Genomic DNA, 15,684 nt, shown 5'->3' on the forward strand with positions numbered 1-15,684 from the left:
CGTCGGCTTAACGGACTGACTGGACGAATATTTCGAGCATTTTCGCAGTATCACGCCGCAACCGTTCCCACCAATCAAAAAGGTCGTCTGAAAACCGGAAATTCCCATTTTCAGACGACCTTTTCATGTTTCAGCTCCTATCAAGCGTCAATGTTTTGCGCAATCAGGGCGTTGTTTTCGATGAAGGCGCGGCGCGGTTCGACTTCGTCGCCCATCAGGGTAACGAACACTTCGTCGGCGGCGATGGCGTCTTCGATGCGCACTTTCAACAGGCGGCGAACGGCGGGATCCATCGTGGTTTCCCAAAGCTGCTCGGGGTTCATCTCTCCCAAACCTTTGTATCGCTGGATGGACATGCCTTTTTGGGCGTTTTGGAGCAGGATGTTCAACGCGGTTTCAAAGCTGTCCACGTCGTACTCGCTCTCGCCTTTGTAGAGCTTGGCGCCCTCGCCAACCAAGCCTTTGAGCGCGGCGGCGGTTTGGGTGAGGGTTTGGTAGGCTTTGCTGTTGAGGAACTTAGGTTCGATGTAGCTGACCATGACGTTGCCGTGCAGCTTGCGGGTGATTTTGATGAAGCGGTTGCCTTCGTGTCCTTCGATGCGTTCAAGGGCGACTTCTTTTTCGTCGAGTAAACCGGAAAGTTCGGCAATGGCTTTATCGGCGTTTTCAGACGACGTCAAATCAATAGGCGATGCGTGCAGCATGGCGCGCAGGACGAGTTCGTCCACAAAGCGGCTTTCCTGTTCGATAACGGTTTTCGCCAACAGGAATTGTTTGGCGATGTCGGCAAGTTCTGCGCCTTCGATGGTGCGGCCGTCTGAAACGATTTTGGCTTTTTCCAAAGCAAGACCGAGCAGCCATTGGTCTTTTTCAAGTTCGTCTTTGAGGTAACGCTCCTGCTTGCCGTATTTGGCTTTGTAGAGCGGCGGCTGGGCGATGTAGATGTAGCCGCGCTCGACCAGCTCGGGCATTTGGCGGTAGAAGAAGGTCAAGAGCAAGGTGCGGATGTGCGCGCCGTCCACGTCGGCATCGGTCATGATGATGATGCGGTGGTAACGCAGTTTTTCAGGGTTGAACTCTTCTTTGCCGATGCCTGCGCCCAGCGCGGTAATCAGGGTGGCGACCTCTTGGCTGGCGAGCATTTTTTCAAAACGGGCTTTTTCGACGTTCAAGATTTTGCCTTTGAGCGGCAAAATGGCTTGGAATTTACGGTCGCGGCCTTGTTTGGCGGAACCGCCTGCGGAATCGCCCTCGACCAGATAAAGTTCTGACAATGCGGGGTCTTTTTCTTGGCAGTCGGCGAGTTTGCCGGGCAGCCCCAAGCCGTCCATCACGCCTTTGCGGCGGGTGATTTCGCGGGCTTTGCGGGCGGCTTCGCGCGCGCGGGCGGCATCGACGATTTTGCTGGTAATGATTTTGGCTTCGTTCGGATTTTCTTCGAGGAAGTCGGTCAGTGCTTGGTTGATGACTTCGTTGACGACGGGGCCGATTTCGCTGGAAACCAGTTTGTCCTTGGTTTGGGACGAGAATTTGGGGTCGGGCAGTTTGACGGACAACACGCAGGTCAAACCTTCGCGCATATCGTCGCCGGCGGTTTCAACTTTGGCTTTTTTGGCGACTTCGTTGGCTTCGATGTAGCTGTTGATGGTGCGCGTCATGACTTGGCGCAATGCGGTCAGGTGCGTACCGCCGTCGCGTTGCGGGATGTTGTTGGTGAAGCACTGTACGCTTTCCTGATAGCTGTCGTTCCATTGCATCGCGCATTCGACGCTCATGCCGTCTTTCTCGCCGAACGCGTAGAAGATTTTTTCGTGCAACGGCGTTTTTTTGCGGTTCATGTATTGCACGAAACCAGCCACGCCGCCGGAGAGGGCGAAGCTTTCGTGTTTGCCGTCGCGCTCGTCAATCAATTCGATGTCCACGCCGTTGTTCAGGAAGGAAAGTTCGCGGATGCGTTTGGCGAGGATGTCGAAGCTGTATTCGACGTTGCCGAAAGTTTCCGCGCTGGCGAGGAAGCGCACAGTCGTGCCTTTTTTATCGGAATCGCCGACAACCCTTAACGGCTCTTCGGTTTCGCCGCGCACGAAGCGGACGAAGTGTTCTTTGCCGTCACGGTAGATGGTCAGCGTTACCCAGTCGGACAGCGCGTTGACGACGGACACGCCCACGCCGTGCAGGCCGCCGGAGATTTTGTAGCTGTTGTTGTCGAACTTGCCGCCCGCGTGCAATACGGTCATGATGACTTCGGCGGCGGAGCGTCCTTCTTTCGGGTGGATGCCGGTGGGCATACCGCGCCCGTTGTCGGCCACGCTGACGGAATTGTCGGCATGGATGGTTACGGTGATTTTGTCGCAATGTCCCGCCAGTGCTTCGTCGATGGCGTTGTCCAATACTTCGAACACCATGTGGTGCAGGCCGCTGCCGTCCTGCGTGTCGCCGATATACATACCGGGGCGTTTGCGTACCGCTTCCAAGCCTTCCAGCACTTGTATGCTGTCGGCGCCGTATTCTTCGTGTTTTTGGTCAGTCATGGTCTTTATCTGTAAGATTTTTTAAAAGAATTTCTGCTGAGGTCGTCTGAACGACAGTTGGGCGCGCCACCCGGACGGTCAAGCTGTCCGACGGACGGAAATAGACCGCCATTATACCTGATTCTGCTGGAAAATTCAGCAGCTTAGCACGTTTGCGGCGAGGTTTGGGGCAGCAAAGTTTCGTTATCAAACTGCATTGTCTTCAGTCTGCTTCGGTTTGCCCACCGTTCCATCTGGGCACGCCTTCGGTTTCGATGTCGAACATGTCCAAGGCATGTGCCACGCTGTGGGTAATGATGTCGTCAACGGTTTGCGGCTGCTGATACATAGCGGGGATGGGCGGGAAAATAATGCCGCCCATCTCAGTCACTCGGCGCATGTTTTCAATATGGGCGAGGTTTAACGGCGCTTCACGCACCATCAACACTAAGCGCCGGCGTTCTTTCAAGACCACATCGGCAGCGCGGGTCAACAGATTGTCGCCGAATCCGTGTGCGACAGATGCCAGCGTCCGCATGGAACAAGGCGCAATCAACATACCGTCCGTTTTAAACGAGCCGCTGGCAATGCGTTCGCCGATGTGGTTGACGGAATACACGACATCGGCGAGTGTATAGACTTCTTCTTTGGTGTAGCCCGTTTCCAAAGCGCGTGTCATTTCCGCACCTTTGGAAACGACCAAATGCGTTTCGACGTCATGTGCGCGCAAAAGCTGTAAGGCTTTGACTCCATATTGGAAACCGCTGGCACCGCTGATGCCGATAATCAGGCGTCGGGTCATAAATAATCTTTCTGTGGGTCGTCTGAAAAATAACCGAGGGGGTTCATTATAGTAAAAATCGCTACTTGGAATAACACAGCAATACAAATTGTCGGCGCTTGTGAATATCCGATAGAATACTGTTTTTTCATCCTTAGGGTCGTCTGAAAGGGACACGATATGGCAAAAGCAAAAGGCGGTTTGGGCCGCGGTTTAGATTCCCTGATTTCCAACGGCGTTGACAACAGCAGCAGCGACCGCCTGACTACCGTCGCCATCAACGACATCCAGCCCGGTCGCTATCAGGCGCGGGTTCAGATGGACGACGAAGCCTTGCAGGAGCTGGCGGATTCGATTAAAGCGCAAGGCGTTATCCAGCCGGTCATCGTGCGCGAACACGGCCTTTCCCAATACGAACTGATCGCCGGCGAACGCCGCTGGCGCGCATCCCAGCTCGCCGGACTGACCGAAATTCCGGTCGTCATCAAAACCATCAGCGACGAGACTGCGCTGGCAATGGGTTTGATTGAAAACCTGCAACGCGAAAACTTAAACCCGATTGAAGAAGCGCAAGGTTTGAAACGCCTTGCCGACGAGTTCGGACTGACTCATGAAACCATCGCTAAGGCAGTCGGCAAAAGCCGCAGCGCCATTTCCAACAGCCTGCGCCTGTTGAGCCTGCCCGAGCCTGTCCAAGAAATGCTCTACCATCGCCATCTTGAGATGGGACACGCCCGCGCCCTGCTGACCCTGCCTGTGGTCGAGCAGCTCGAATTGGCGCGAAAGGCAGTGAAAAACGGTTGGTCGGTACGCGAAGTCGAACGCCGCAGCCAAGCCGCCCATCAGGCAAAACAGGAAATCAAAAAAACCATCAGCCCCGATATACGTCGTCTGAACGACGTATTGACCGAAAGGCTGGGCGTTTACGCGGAAGTCAAAACCACCAATCACAAAAAAGGCAAAATCGTCCTCCACTTCGATACGCCGGAAACATTTGAGTATCTGTTGAAACAGTTGGGTATCGATTATCAGGCATAAGACGAAAATCAGATATCGACCAAAAGCCTTTTCAACCACTTTTTAAGCCGGATTTTGCATGATGCGAAACCCGGCTTTTTCAATATATAGAGACCTTTGCAAAATTCCCCAAAATCCCCTAAATTCCCATCAAGACATTTAGGGGATTTCTCATGAGCACCTTCTTCCGGCAAACCGCACAAGCCATGATCGCCAAACACATCGACCGCTTCCCACTATTGAAGTTAGATCAAGTGATTGATTGGCACCCGATCGAACAATACCTGAATCGTCAAAGAACCCGTTACCTTCGAGACCATCGCGGCCGTCCCGCCTATCCCCTGTTGTCCATGTTCAAAGCCGTCCTGCTCGGACAATGGCACAGCCTCTCCGATCCCGAACTCGAACACAGCCTCATCACCCGCATCGATTTCAACCTGTTTTGCCGTTTCGACGAACTGAGCATCCCCGATTACAGCACCTTATGCCGCTACCGCAACTGGCTGGCGCAAGACAACACCCTGTCCGAATTGCTGGAACTGATTAACTGCCAACTGACCGAAAAAAACCTAAAAGTAGAGAAAGCATCCGCCGCCGTCATTGACGCCACCATTATTCAGACCGCCGGCAGCAAACAGCGTCAGGCTATAGAAGTCGATGAAGAAGGACAAATCAGCGGCCAAACCACACCGAGTAAAGACAAAGATGCCCGTTGGACAAAGAAAAACGGCTTATACAGACTCGGTTACAAACAACATACCCGTACCGATGAGGAAGGCTATATCGAGAAACTGCACATCACCCCCGCCAATACCCATGAGTGCAACCACCTGTCGCCTTTGTTGGAAGGCATTGCAGAGGGTACGACCGTCTATGCCGACAAAGGCTACGACAGTGCGGAAAACCGACAACATCTGAAAGAACATCGGTTGCTGGACGGCATTATGCGCAAAGCCATCTGAAGGCGATGTGTTTAAACCTGTTGAAAGCGGCTAACAGGCTAAGTGTGCCTGTTGCCGCCTAAAAGGCGGTCGGATACCTGATTGATCAGGTATCCAAGGTGAATTACGGGGATATTTGAGTAGAATCAGTGGATATTTGAAACAAAAACAGCCGAAAATCTTTATTTGGATCTCGGCTGTCGGAAGGAAAGGAATTTTGCAAAGGTCTCTCCTTACCTTTAATCTATGAAAAACTAAACTTATGCAGTTTCGTTATATAAAAGGCCGTCTGAAACTGGATTTCAGACGGCCTTTGCGATTATTTCACAAACCGTACATCTGCCATAAACGGCCGTGTAGCGGCTGGTTTGGCGGAATAGAAGCGGGAGAAAGTGCTGTCGATTTTGGTCTGTATCGGCTTACCGTCCAATGTTGCCGATGCTTCCAATTTCACACCACCGCCACTGGTTTCGCCCAATTTCATATTTGGCAACGTCAGTTTGGCAATATTGAGTTTCACATTTTCCACTTTGGTATCGGGAGACATCAGCTGCTTGCCGACCGGACGGATTTTTTCACCCTCATCATGAGGCGCGGCACCACCGTTGTCGTCAACTACGCCGATATTAATCAATCTGGCAGACGCCAAATCCATCTTGCCGTTTTTGACCGGAATGCCGACAAACAGTTTTACGCCGCGATGAATGAACGTATTGTCCCGCCACTGAGTTTGGCCCTCTTTCGGCGGTTTGGTTTCTGCCGCCACCGAATAAGTGCGGCCCATAATCATCAATTTATAACCTGGAATTTTTTTCGAACCGAATCCATCAGTGATATCTTCGACCAGTTGCGGCGCAGTCAGGGTTTCGTTTGCCAAAATACGGGCTGAAGTTTCTGCCAGATGGGCAGGCTTGCCGTCTATGGTCAATGCCTGTTCATGGCCGAAATCAGACGCAAATGCAGGCACGGCGGCCAGTGCAGCGGCCAATGCTAGAATACGGATGGTTTTCATTGCAGACTCCTTAAAAATGTAATTGGGTTGATTACCCGATAAAATCCGAGCGATATTGGTAGGAGTCAATATTTTATATAAATGATACAGATTATCAAGAATATTTGTATTTCAAAATAAAAAAGGCCGTCTGAAACCTAGTTTCAGACGGCCTTTTCAATCTACTTAAAACCTTCTATCAGTCTTTGAAGCGTTTGAATACCAATGTGCCGTTGGTACCGCCAAAGCCGAAGGAATTGGAGATGGCAACGTCGATTTTCGCGTCGCGCGCTTCGTTGGCGCAGTAGTCCAAATCGCAGCCTGCTTCGATGTCTTGTTCGAAGATGTTGATGGTCGGCGGGGATTTCTGCTCGTGTACCGCCAACACGCTGTACAACGCTTCCACGCCGCCTGCCGCGCCGAGTAAGTGGCCGGTCATGGATTTAGTGGAGTTGACGATGACTTTGCGGGCATGGTCGCCCAGCGCGCGTTTGAGCGCTTTGGTTTCGTTGGCATCGCCCAGCGGAGTGGACGTGCCGTGTGCGTTGACGTAATCGACGTCTTCGGGATTCAGTCCGGCATCTTTCAGCGCGCGGGTAACTGCCAACGCAGGGCCTTCTTCGTTCGGAGCGGTGATGTGGTAGGCATCGGAACTCATGCCGAAGCCGACGATTTCGGCGTAGATTTTCGCGCCGCGTTTTTTGGCGTGTTCCAATTCTTCCAACACCAGCACGCCCGCGCCTTCGCCGATAACGAAACCGTCACGGCCTTTGTCCCACGGACGGGAAGCGGTGGCGGGATCGTCGTTGCGGGTGGAAAGTGCTTTCATCGCAGCAAAGCCGCCCACGCCCAAAGTGCTGATCGCGCCTTCGGCACCGCCTGCAATCATCACGTCCGCGTCGCCGTATTTAATCAGTCGGGCGGAGTCGCCGATGGAGTGTGCGCCGGTGGTACAGGCGGAAACCATGCCGTAGCTGGGGCCGCGGTAGCCTTTGAGGATGGTAACGTGACCCGCAATCAGGTTGATCAACGAACCGGGAATAAAGAAAGGATTGATTTTGCGCGCGCCGCCTTCAATAACGGCTTTACCGGTGGCTTCGATGCTGGGCAGACCGCCGATACCGGAACCGATGTTCACGCCGACGCGGTCTTTATCGAGGCTTTCCAATTCGTCCAAACCGGCATCGTCAATGGCTTGCAGCGCGGCGGCGATGCCGTAGTGGATGAACACGTCCATGCGGCGGGCTTCTTTGGCGCTGATGTATTGGCCGATGTCGAAATCGCGCACTTCGCCGGCGATTTGGCTGTTGATGTCGGATGCGTCAAAGCGGGTAATCCGGCCGATGCCGCTTTTGCCTGCGAGCAGGTTGCTCCATGCGGTGGCGACGTCGTTGCCGACCGGTGATACTTGGCCGAGGCCTGTGATGACTACTCTTCTCTGACTCATGATAATCTCGCTGTTGGTTTTCGGTGGGATGCGGCAAGATGCCGTCTGAAAATGATAATAGCGGTTCGGAATCGGATTCCGGGCGGCTATTATAACGGATTTTGCCCCACATATATAAGGTAACAGCCTCTATTGCGCTAACGCAGCAGAGGCTGGGGATGTTTGGTGCGGCCGATTAGCCGTTGTGGGCGTTGATGTAGTCGATAGCCAGTTGTACGGTAGTGATTTTTTCGGCTTCTTCATCGGGGATTTCGCAACCGAAAGCTTCTTCCAAAGCCATAACCAATTCTACGGTGTCCAAAGAATCTGCACCCAGGTCGTCTTGGAAGGAAGATTCGTTTTTGACTTCGGCTTCGTTTACGCCCAGTTGTTCAGCAACAATTTTCTTAACTTGTTGTTCGATGTTTGACATATCAGTCGTTCCTTTTGCCTTGCGGCGGGTTGTTTAAGAGAAATAAATTCGTCGGTATTGTACCGAGTTCGGATAGAGTTTTCCATCTAAGTCTGCATTCTAACACAGATTATTCTGGAAAAACCTGTTGTTGTGCATATTAGCATAGCCTGATTTTAACCTACAAGCGGGAATTTGTTTTTGTTTGTCGTCAGACGGTTAGTATTTTTTTCAACCCACCCCGGCTTTTACGGATGTCATTTTCCGTTCCGACCGTTCTCTGCGTCCTTCATCAGCACAATCACCAATTCGCTGTCGTCGGTTATTTTGATGGCGACATATTCGCTGCCGTCCGCCTTCAGGACGCTGCCCGGCCGCAATTCCTGCCTTTTTCCGCCGTCAAACAAAAATACCGAGCTGCCTTTGGTTTGGGTAACCAGCAGGGTGTGGCCGGGGTGGTTGTGGCGGGGGATTTCCTTGCCTTTGGGCAGGGTTTCGCGGATGACGGTGTAGTTGGTGCCTTCAAAGACTTTGCCCGTGCTTTGGGCGATTTCGGCGGCAGGCGCGGCAGCGGCGGAGAGGCCGATGAGGACGGCGAAAAGTTGGGTTTTGATGTTTTTCATGATGGTTTTCCTTTGGTTGCAGACAAAATTTATGGCGGACTAAAATCGCAATGATACGGCGTTGCCAACGCCCTTATGTATTCTAGCTGTACACAGCAGGCGTTGCTGTCTTGTCTCATTTTTATTTTAATCCACTATATGTTTCGGTCGGTTTGGGTCGTCTGAAAGCGGAATATGGCTGCGTTATTTGTTTTCGTAACCGGTTTGATTAGACTCCGTGCGGCGGTTTTCGTTTCGTTCTGAATGTAAGCCTACGGCTTACTGCCCTCTCCCTAACCCTCTCCCACGGGGAGAGGGGACGGGTTGCCGCAGCCTCGCTGTTTGCCGCATAAGCTCGAGTGCGGACTGCCATCGGTCTGAATCTTTGATTCTGCCGATCGATGCGTGTGCCTGTGGTGTTTCAAAAGGTCGTCTGAAAACGGAGCTTCAACGAAGTGAAAATTTACCTGAACCTTAAAGACAGCCTGCAACCCAATCCCCTCTCCCCGTGGGAGAGGGCTAGGGAGAGGGCGGCAAACGTAGGTTTGCTTGAGCGGTATTTTCAACGTGCAGGCTGCTTTTTGCTTCTTTTACAGCTTAGGTTTTAGCTTCGCAGAAACCCCCGCTTCCTTCGGAAGCTCCGTTTTCAGATGGCCTTTCAGTTTTCAGTGCACAGGCTTTGTGAAAGCGTTATCGACTTTGATGTAAGCCTGCGGCTTACTACCCTCTCCCTAGCCCTCTCCCACAGGGAGAGGGCTAGGGAGAGGGGACGGGTTGCCGTAGCCTCGCTGTTTGCCGCATAAACTCGGGTGCGGGCTGCCATCGGTCTGAACTTTGATTCAGCCGTTCGATGCGTGTGCCTGCGGTGTTCCAAAAGGTCGTCTGAAAATGGAGCTTCAACGAAGTGAAAATTTGCCTGAACCTTAAAAGCAGCCTGCAACCCAATCCCCTCTCCCCGTGGGAGAGGGCTAGGGAGAGGGCGGCAAACCGTAGGTTTGCTTGAGCGGTATTTTCAACGTGCAGGCTGCTTTTCACTTCGTCAAACCCGCGTTTTAGCTTCGCAGAAACTCCGCTTTCTTCGGAAGCTCCGTTTTCAGACGCCCCCCTACTCTTTCCCCGCCGCAACGGGTTCGGCCTTTTCAAACGCCGCCTTCAACTGTTCCGCCGCCTGTATCAACTGCCGCGCGCCGCCCGCGACAATGTAGTTCGCGGCAGGCATGACGATGATTTGCTTGCGCTTCCAAGCGTTCGTGCCGCGTACCAGCGCGTTATCCAACACTTCCATAGCCGCCGGCCCTTCCTGCCCGATGGCGGCGGTACGGTTGATGATGAAAATCCAGTCGGGGTTTTTCTCTTTGATGTATTCGAAGGAAACGGGCTGCCCGTGCCCCTCGTTGCGTAAAGATTCGTCCACGGGCGGCAGGCCGATGTCGCCGTGTATCCAACTTGCCAACCGCGACTGCGTGCCGAAGGCGGACACCTTGTTGCCCGTAACCGACAGCACCAGCCCGCGCCCTTTGCCTTTGGCGGCTTCGCACGTTTGGGCGAACAGCGCGTCAATCTGCGCCTTCAATTCCGCCGCGCGCGCTTCCTTGCCGAAAATCCGCGCCAGGGTTTCCATCTGTTTTTCGCCGCTGGTGCGGATATTGCCGTTGTCCACCGTCAGGTCTATGGTGGTCGCCTTTTTCGCCAACTGTTCATACGCTTCCGCGCCCGGCCCGCCGGTAATGACAAGCTGCGGATTGTAGCAGTGCAGGGCTTCGTAATCGGGTTCGAACAGCGTCCCCACCGTTGCCGCCTTGTCAAATGCAGGCTGCAAATAATCCACGCGCACCGGCGCGGTGGTTGCGCCCACATTCACGCCCAGCTCGGTCAGCGTATCCAACGCCGCCCAGTCGTAGACGGCGACGCGTTCGGGATTCTTCGGCACAATGGCATCACCCCGCGCGGTCGGCACGGTCAGCGTGGCGGCAGATGCAGATGCGGCTTGGGATGCGGCGGATACAGTTTTTTCGGCGGCAGGTTCGGGCGAACAGGCGGCCAGCAGGACGGCGCAGGCTGCCCAATAAAAACGTGGCTTCACGGTGTGCGGTTCCTTTGCATACGAATAAGAATGTTTATTATTAAACAAATAATCTGCAGAAACCACGCCGCAAAACGCAAAATTCCCGAAACGGCAAAACAAATTCCCGAAACGGGAAAGGCCGTCTGAAACACCCTTTCAGACGGCCTTTTCCGTTTCAACCAATCCCTGCGCTTGATTATTGGCAATAATTCCTATTTAATCCGCTTATCAGACAACCCGTTCCCATCCAAACATGAACACCGCCGCCATCTACCGCCAGTACCAAACCTATGTCCGCTCCGATAAATCCGGCTGGGCGTTGGACGGCTGTTCCGACAACGCGCTCATGGCGCAGGTAAAACAGCCCGGTTTGCATCTGGAAATGTGCATCAACCGCTTCGACTCGGGCATCACCCTGTCGCGGATGCGCGGCGGCGGAACGGGCGCGTTTCCCACCGAAATCCACAATTTCAGCCACAACTGCGCCCTGTTCGTCATGGTGTCGGGGCAGAACCGGTTACAAATGGGCGGCAGGGAATACCGCCCGTCTGCCGGAGAAATCTGGCTGGTACGCGGCGAACTGGCGGACGTATCCGAAACCCTGCTGCCCGACAACGGCGGCATGTGCGCGCTGCATTTGGATTTTTCGCTGGAAAAACTGCGCCGCTGGCACGATGAAGGTTTACTGGACGAACGCCTGTTTTCGCCGCAAACGATAGGCCGATTCGCCCTGCAACGGCTGGCGCAAAACGCGGCGGCACTGACGGCGGCGGCCTGCCCCCTGCTCCAACGCCCGTTCGAATCGGACGGCTTCGGCCTGCTCGCCGACGAAGCCGCCGCGCTGGAACTCTCCGCCCGATTATTGCGCTTCACCTTCCGCCGCCACGACAACGGCTACCGCCGCCGGCGCATAGACGAAGCCGCCGACATCCTGCAAAACGAATTCGCCCGCCCGCTGACCATCGCCGAAATCGCCCGCCGCATCGGACTGAACGAATGCTACCTGAAACGCTATTTCAAAGCGCAAACCGGCGAAACCGTCGCCGGACGCCTGCGCCGCCTGCGGCTGGAACACGCGCTCGCCCTCATCGAATCCGGCAGCACCGTCCAAGCCGCCATGCACTTTTGCGGCTACCGCCACGCGGGACGGTTCAACGAAGCGTTCAGACGGCATTACGGATTTTTGCCTTCGGATGTGAAGAAGTGCTGATGGGGCCGGCGGCATAGATATAGTGGATTAACTTTAAACCAGTACGGCGTTGCCTCGCCTTAGCTCAAAGAGAACGATTCTCTAAGGTGCTGAAGCACCAAGTGAATCGGTTCCGTACTATCTGTACTGTCTGCGGCTTCGTCGCCTTGTCCTGATTTTTGTTAATCCACTATATTTTGATTTGAAACAACCATTAAAAAAGGTCGTCTGAAAAAGCAGTTTCAGACGACCTTTTTTCATTCGCGGCGGCAGTGTCGCTCCCCGCCCTTACCCTAAAAATTCTTTCAAAAACAGCAACACGCAGGCGAGTTCATCGGCGGATTCGCGTTGCGTACCGTTGCCGGTATGGCCGCCGCCGTCCGGAGCGTAGAGCCACGATTGCGCGGAGGTTTCGCGCAGTTTGGCGTAGAACTTGAGCGCGTGGGCGGGATGGACGCGGTCGTCGCTGAGGCTGGTGGTAATGAGTACAGGCGGATAATTGATGCCGTCTGAAAGATTGTGATACGGCGACAATTCGCCCAGCCAGCGTTTGCAGACTTCGTATTTCTGCGGGTTGCCGTATTCGTCCGTCCAGCTTGCGCCGGCGGAGAGCAGCGGATAGCGGATCATGTCGGTCAGCGGCACTTCGCACACCAGCGCGCCTATGCTTTGCGGCTCGCGCACGAAGGCGGCGGCGGTAATCAGGCCGCCGTTGCTGCCGCCCTGCAAACCGATGTGTTGGGGCGAACTCATGCCGCGTTCGGACAAATCGCGTACGACGGCAAGCAAATCGTCGACGCTTTTGTGTTTGCTGATTCCCTGCGCCGCCTGATGCCAGCGCGGACCGAACTCGCCGCCGCCGCGTATGTTCGCTAACACGAAGGCGTTGCCCTCTTCCAGCCAGTATTTGCCGATACTGCCCAGATAATGCGGCAGCTCGGGCACACCGAAACCGCCGTAGGCATAGACCAGCGTCGGCGTATCGGGCGCGGCGTTTTTGCCGACGTGGAAATAAGGGATGCGCTCGCCGTCGGACGAAACCGCCCAAAACTGCCGCACTTCGAGGTCGTCTGAAACGAACTGCTGCGGCTGGCGGCGCATGACGGTCAGTTCCATCACGTTCAAATCCAGCGCAAACAGCGTCAGCGGCGTGGTGAAATCGCTGGCGGCAAGGTAAACCACATCGCCGCCCCACGGCTGGTCAGTCATTTCCAGCGCGCCCGAAGGCAGACACGGCAACTCGGCTTCCTGCCATTTGCCATCAGTAAAACGCCACGCTTTCAGACGACCCTGTACGTTTTCCAGCAGGCTCGCCACCACAAAACGCTTGGTCGTTTCCACGCTTTCCAATGCCTGCGTTTCATCGGGCGCAAACAAAAGCTGCGCCGCCCCGAGTTCGCCCCGATTCAGCCTCACCGCCACCAGTGCGCCGCTCGGATAGCTTTGGTTCGCGCGGTTCCAGTCCTTGCGCAACGTCAGCAGAAGATGCCCCGCCAGATAGCCGACCACGTCGCAATCGGCGGGCAGGTTCAACGGTTTCGCCTCGCCTTCGGACGACACCTGCAAATACGTCTTGGTGTAAAAACCGTCCGACGCTTCAATCAAATCAATCGGCGAACCCTGCGGATCGAGGTAACGCCACGCGTTCACCATCATCCCGTCTTCGCCGATTTGGTACACCGGCAGGCTTTCCTCGAAACTCTTGCCGCGCTCCACCAGCCACACCTCGCGCGGATAGCCCGATTCGGTCAACTGCCGTTCGTCCCAAGCCGGACAAACCCACACGCTGTTTTCATCGCGCCACGACACATGGTTTTTGCCTGCCGGAAAATGAAAGCCTCCCTCGACCAGCTCGCCCGCCTCCAAATCCACTTCCAGCGTATAAGCCGTATCGCCGCCCGACTTGCTCAAGGTCAGCAGCGCGCGGTTGGGCTGCTCCACCAAGTGCGACACCCCGCCCAAATACACATCGTCGCCGAGCAGCTCGTCGAAATCCGCCACTGAAAACAGGATTTTCCACTCTGGATAGCCCGAACGGTAGGTCGCCGCCGTACACACGCGGTACACGCCCTTCGGATACTCCGCGTCCTGATGGAAATGGTACATCCGCGCGCGGTGTTCCTGACAAAACGGAATCTGCCGCGTATCCTGCATCTGCGCCAAAATCCCGTCCGACAGCACACGCGCTTTATCGTTGTCCAAAAAACGCGCACGCGTTTCGGCATGCGCTTCAGCGGCGAAGTTTTGCGTTTCGGGGGCGTCGAGGTTTTCGAAATGGAGATAGGAATCGGGGTAGGATTTCATAGAAAAGAGGTCGTCTGAAAATAGCGAAAGCGGGAATTATAGCGGGAAAGCCTTGCAGACAGATGAAAAGGTCGTCTGAAAGCCGACAATATCAGCTTTCAGACGACCTTTTGCTGTTTTCAAACCCGAATCAGTCAAACAAATCGCCCACTTTATCCCAGAACGATTTTTTACGCGGGGTTTGGCTGCGGTCAAGTCCGGTGGAGATTTTTTCAAACTCTTCCAGCAATTCTTTTTGGCGGTCGGTCAGGTTGACCGGTGTTTCCACCACAACGTGGCAGTATAAATCGCCCGTCGCGCTGGAACGCAGGGATTTGATACCTTTGCCTTTGACGCGCATACGGCGGCCGGTTTGCGTTTCTTTCGGGATGCTCAGTTTGACTTTGCCGTCCAAGGTCGGGACTTCGACTTCGCCACCCAAGGCTGCGACGGCGAAACTGATGGGCAGCTCGCAATGCAAATCCAAGCCGTTGCGCTCGAAGATTTTGTGTTCTTTGACGCGGACGTTGACGTACAAATCGCCTGCGGGCGCGCCGTGCGTACCCGGTTCGCCTTCGCCGCTCAAGCGGATGCGTTGACCGTCGTCGATGCCGGCGGGAATGTTGACTTCAACGGTTTTGCTGGTTTTGGTGCGGCCTTCGCCACGACATTTGACGCATGGGTCTTTGATTTCCTTGCCTGTGCCGTGACAGGTCGGACAAGTCTGCTGCATCTGGAAAATGGCTTGGCGGACGTGTACCGTGCCGGAACCGTGACAGGTCGAGCAAGTCGATGCGGAGGTACCGGGTTTCGCGCCGCTGCCGTGGCAGACATCGCATTCTTCGTAAGTCGGGATGTTGATGCGTTTTTTGATGCCTTTGGCGGCATCTTCCAGCGTGATTTCGACGCCGACCTGCAAATCTGCGCCTTGATAGTTTGGCTGACGGCCGCCGCCCCCACCTCCGCCGAACATTTGGCTGAAGATGTCGGAGAAGTCGAATCCTTGTGCGCCGCCGAACCCGCCAAAACCGCCGAATCCGCCTGCGCCGCCGCCCATGCCCTGTTCGAACGCGGCATGGCCGTATTGGTCGTACATGGCGCGTTTTTCTTTGTCAGACAAGGTATCGTAGGCTTTTTGAACCTCTTTAAACTTCTCTTCCGCTTCTTTATTGTCGGGATTGCGGTCGGGATGGTATTTCATCGCCAGCTTACGGTAGGCTTTTTTGATTTCGTCGTCGCTCGCACCGCGCGCCACGCCGAGTGTTGCATAAAAATCTTGGTTGCTCATGATAGTAATGGTTGTTGATATGTGTAAAAACTAGGCTGGATATATGGGTGGGGTGGTGAAAACTCAAGTGTCTGAATGCGAGGTCGTCTGAAAAATACCGTTCTGTTTTCAGACGACCTTTGTCAAACCGACCTAACGACAACCTGCTATAATCCATCCTTTATTTTTCCTAACGTTTT

At 54.5% G+C, this 15,684-nt stretch carries 12 protein-coding genes and 1 pseudogene; 3 read left to right on the plus strand and 10 right to left on the minus strand.

Features of this window, described 5'->3' with window-relative positions; all coding sequences use genetic code 11:
* Nucleotides 1-140: 140 nt before the first annotated feature.
* Nucleotides 141-2,531, minus strand: coding sequence for a DNA topoisomerase (ATP-hydrolyzing) subunit B (gene gyrB / locus ACMYUL_RS04610; protein ID WP_070514193.1), 2,391 nt, complete (start codon nucleotides 2,529-2,531; stop codon nucleotides 141-143).
* Between the two features lie 202 nt (nucleotides 2,532-2,733).
* Nucleotides 2,734-3,312: a UbiX family flavin prenyltransferase gene (locus ACMYUL_RS04615; RefSeq protein ID WP_415772324.1), complete on the minus strand. Its 579-nt coding sequence runs from the start codon at nucleotides 3,310-3,312 to the stop codon at nucleotides 2,734-2,736.
* A gap of 159 nt (nucleotides 3,313-3,471) precedes the next feature.
* Between ACMYUL_RS04615 and ACMYUL_RS04620 the strand changes: the two genes are divergently transcribed.
* On the plus strand, nucleotides 3,472-4,329 hold the full coding sequence (locus ACMYUL_RS04620) for a ParB/RepB/Spo0J family partition protein (protein WP_415772326.1): 858 nt from the start codon (nucleotides 3,472-3,474) through the stop codon (nucleotides 4,327-4,329).
* Nucleotides 4,330-4,481: 152 nt separating this feature from the next.
* Nucleotides 4,482-5,332, plus strand: a pseudogene (locus tag ACMYUL_RS04625) (IS5 family transposase).
* A 236-nt stretch (nucleotides 5,333-5,568) separates the two neighbouring features.
* Here the strand turns inward: ACMYUL_RS04625 and ACMYUL_RS04630 are convergent.
* The 6 genes from ACMYUL_RS04630 to ACMYUL_RS04655 all read right to left on the minus strand — a co-directional run bounded on the left by ACMYUL_RS04630 (nucleotide 5,569) and on the right by ACMYUL_RS04655 (nucleotide 10,763).
* Nucleotides 5,569-6,261 carry a hypothetical protein gene (locus tag ACMYUL_RS04630; protein ID WP_107824870.1) on the minus strand — a complete coding sequence of 231 codons (693 nt, stop codon included), beginning with the start codon at nucleotides 6,259-6,261 and terminating at the stop codon, nucleotides 5,569-5,571.
* Nucleotides 6,262-6,439: 178 nt separating this feature from the next.
* Nucleotides 6,440-7,687 carry a beta-ketoacyl-ACP synthase II gene (fabF, locus tag ACMYUL_RS04635; protein WP_415772328.1) on the minus strand — a complete coding sequence of 416 codons (1,248 nt, stop codon included), beginning with the start codon at nucleotides 7,685-7,687 and terminating at the stop codon, nucleotides 6,440-6,442.
* A gap of 175 nt (nucleotides 7,688-7,862) precedes the next feature.
* Complete coding sequence (gene acpP / locus ACMYUL_RS04640; RefSeq protein ID WP_003742600.1) at nucleotides 7,863-8,099, minus strand: acyl carrier protein; 237 nt, start codon at nucleotides 8,097-8,099, stop codon at nucleotides 7,863-7,865.
* Nucleotides 8,100-8,335: 236 nt separating this feature from the next.
* Complete coding sequence (locus ACMYUL_RS04645) at nucleotides 8,336-8,701, minus strand: cupin domain-containing protein (RefSeq protein ID WP_415772330.1); 366 nt, start codon at nucleotides 8,699-8,701, stop codon at nucleotides 8,336-8,338.
* Nucleotides 8,702-9,436: 735 nt separating this feature from the next.
* Nucleotides 9,437-9,805: a hypothetical protein gene (locus ACMYUL_RS04650; RefSeq protein WP_415772332.1), complete on the minus strand. Its 369-nt coding sequence runs from the start codon at nucleotides 9,803-9,805 to the stop codon at nucleotides 9,437-9,439.
* Complete coding sequence (locus tag ACMYUL_RS04655; RefSeq protein WP_415772334.1) at nucleotides 9,786-10,763, minus strand: siderophore ABC transporter substrate-binding protein; 978 nt, start codon at nucleotides 10,761-10,763, stop codon at nucleotides 9,786-9,788. The genes ACMYUL_RS04650 and ACMYUL_RS04655 overlap by 20 nt, the downstream gene beginning before the upstream one ends.
* Before the next feature lie 235 nt (nucleotides 10,764-10,998).
* Between ACMYUL_RS04655 and ACMYUL_RS04660 the strand changes: the two genes are divergently transcribed.
* Nucleotides 10,999-11,955 carry a helix-turn-helix transcriptional regulator gene (locus ACMYUL_RS04660; protein WP_415772339.1) on the plus strand — a complete coding sequence of 319 codons (957 nt, stop codon included), beginning with the start codon at nucleotides 10,999-11,001 and terminating at the stop codon, nucleotides 11,953-11,955.
* A gap of 267 nt (nucleotides 11,956-12,222) precedes the next feature.
* Here ACMYUL_RS04660 and ACMYUL_RS04665 read toward each other — a convergent pair whose 3' ends face one another.
* Entirely contained in the window at nucleotides 12,223-14,238 is a 2,016-nt protein-coding gene (locus ACMYUL_RS04665) for a prolyl oligopeptidase family serine peptidase (RefSeq protein ID WP_415772341.1), read from the minus strand.
* Between the two features lie 130 nt (nucleotides 14,239-14,368).
* Nucleotides 14,369-15,505, minus strand: a complete 1,137-nt coding sequence (gene dnaJ / locus ACMYUL_RS04670) for a molecular chaperone DnaJ (RefSeq protein WP_415772343.1) — start codon at nucleotides 15,503-15,505, stop codon at nucleotides 14,369-14,371.
* Between the last annotated feature and the right edge of the window lie 179 nt (nucleotides 15,506-15,684).

The sequence above is a fragment of the Neisseria sp. CP9 genome (genome assembly GCF_047758525.1).
Lineage (GTDB): Bacteria > Pseudomonadota > Gammaproteobacteria > Burkholderiales > Neisseriaceae > Neisseria.

Coding starts and splice junctions, on each gene's coding strand:
- gyrB (WP_070514193.1), bottom strand. CDS start 2,531: ATGACTGACCAAAAACACGAAGAATACGGCGCCGACAGCATACAAGTG.
- fabF (WP_415772328.1), bottom strand. CDS start 7,687: ATGAGTCAGAGAAGAGTAGTCATCACAGGCCTCGGCCAAGTATCACCG.
- ACMYUL_RS04620 (WP_415772326.1), top strand. CDS start 3,472: ATGGCAAAAGCAAAAGGCGGTTTGGGCCGCGGTTTAGATTCCCTGATT.
- ACMYUL_RS04645 (WP_415772330.1), bottom strand. CDS start 8,701: ATGAAAAACATCAAAACCCAACTTTTCGCCGTCCTCATCGGCCTCTCC.
- acpP (WP_003742600.1), bottom strand. CDS start 8,099: ATGTCAAACATCGAACAACAAGTTAAGAAAATTGTTGCTGAACAACTG.
- dnaJ (WP_415772343.1), bottom strand. CDS start 15,505: ATGAGCAACCAAGATTTTTATGCAACACTCGGCGTGGCGCGCGGTGCG.
- ACMYUL_RS04630 (WP_107824870.1), bottom strand. CDS start 6,261: ATGAAAACCATCCGTATTCTAGCATTGGCCGCTGCACTGGCCGCCGTG.
- ACMYUL_RS04660 (WP_415772339.1), top strand. CDS start 10,999: ATGAACACCGCCGCCATCTACCGCCAGTACCAAACCTATGTCCGCTCC.
- ACMYUL_RS04615 (WP_415772324.1), bottom strand. CDS start 3,312: ATGACCCGACGCCTGATTATCGGCATCAGCGGTGCCAGCGGTTTCCAA.
- ACMYUL_RS04665 (WP_415772341.1), bottom strand. CDS start 14,238: ATGAAATCCTACCCCGATTCCTATCTCCATTTCGAAAACCTCGACGCC.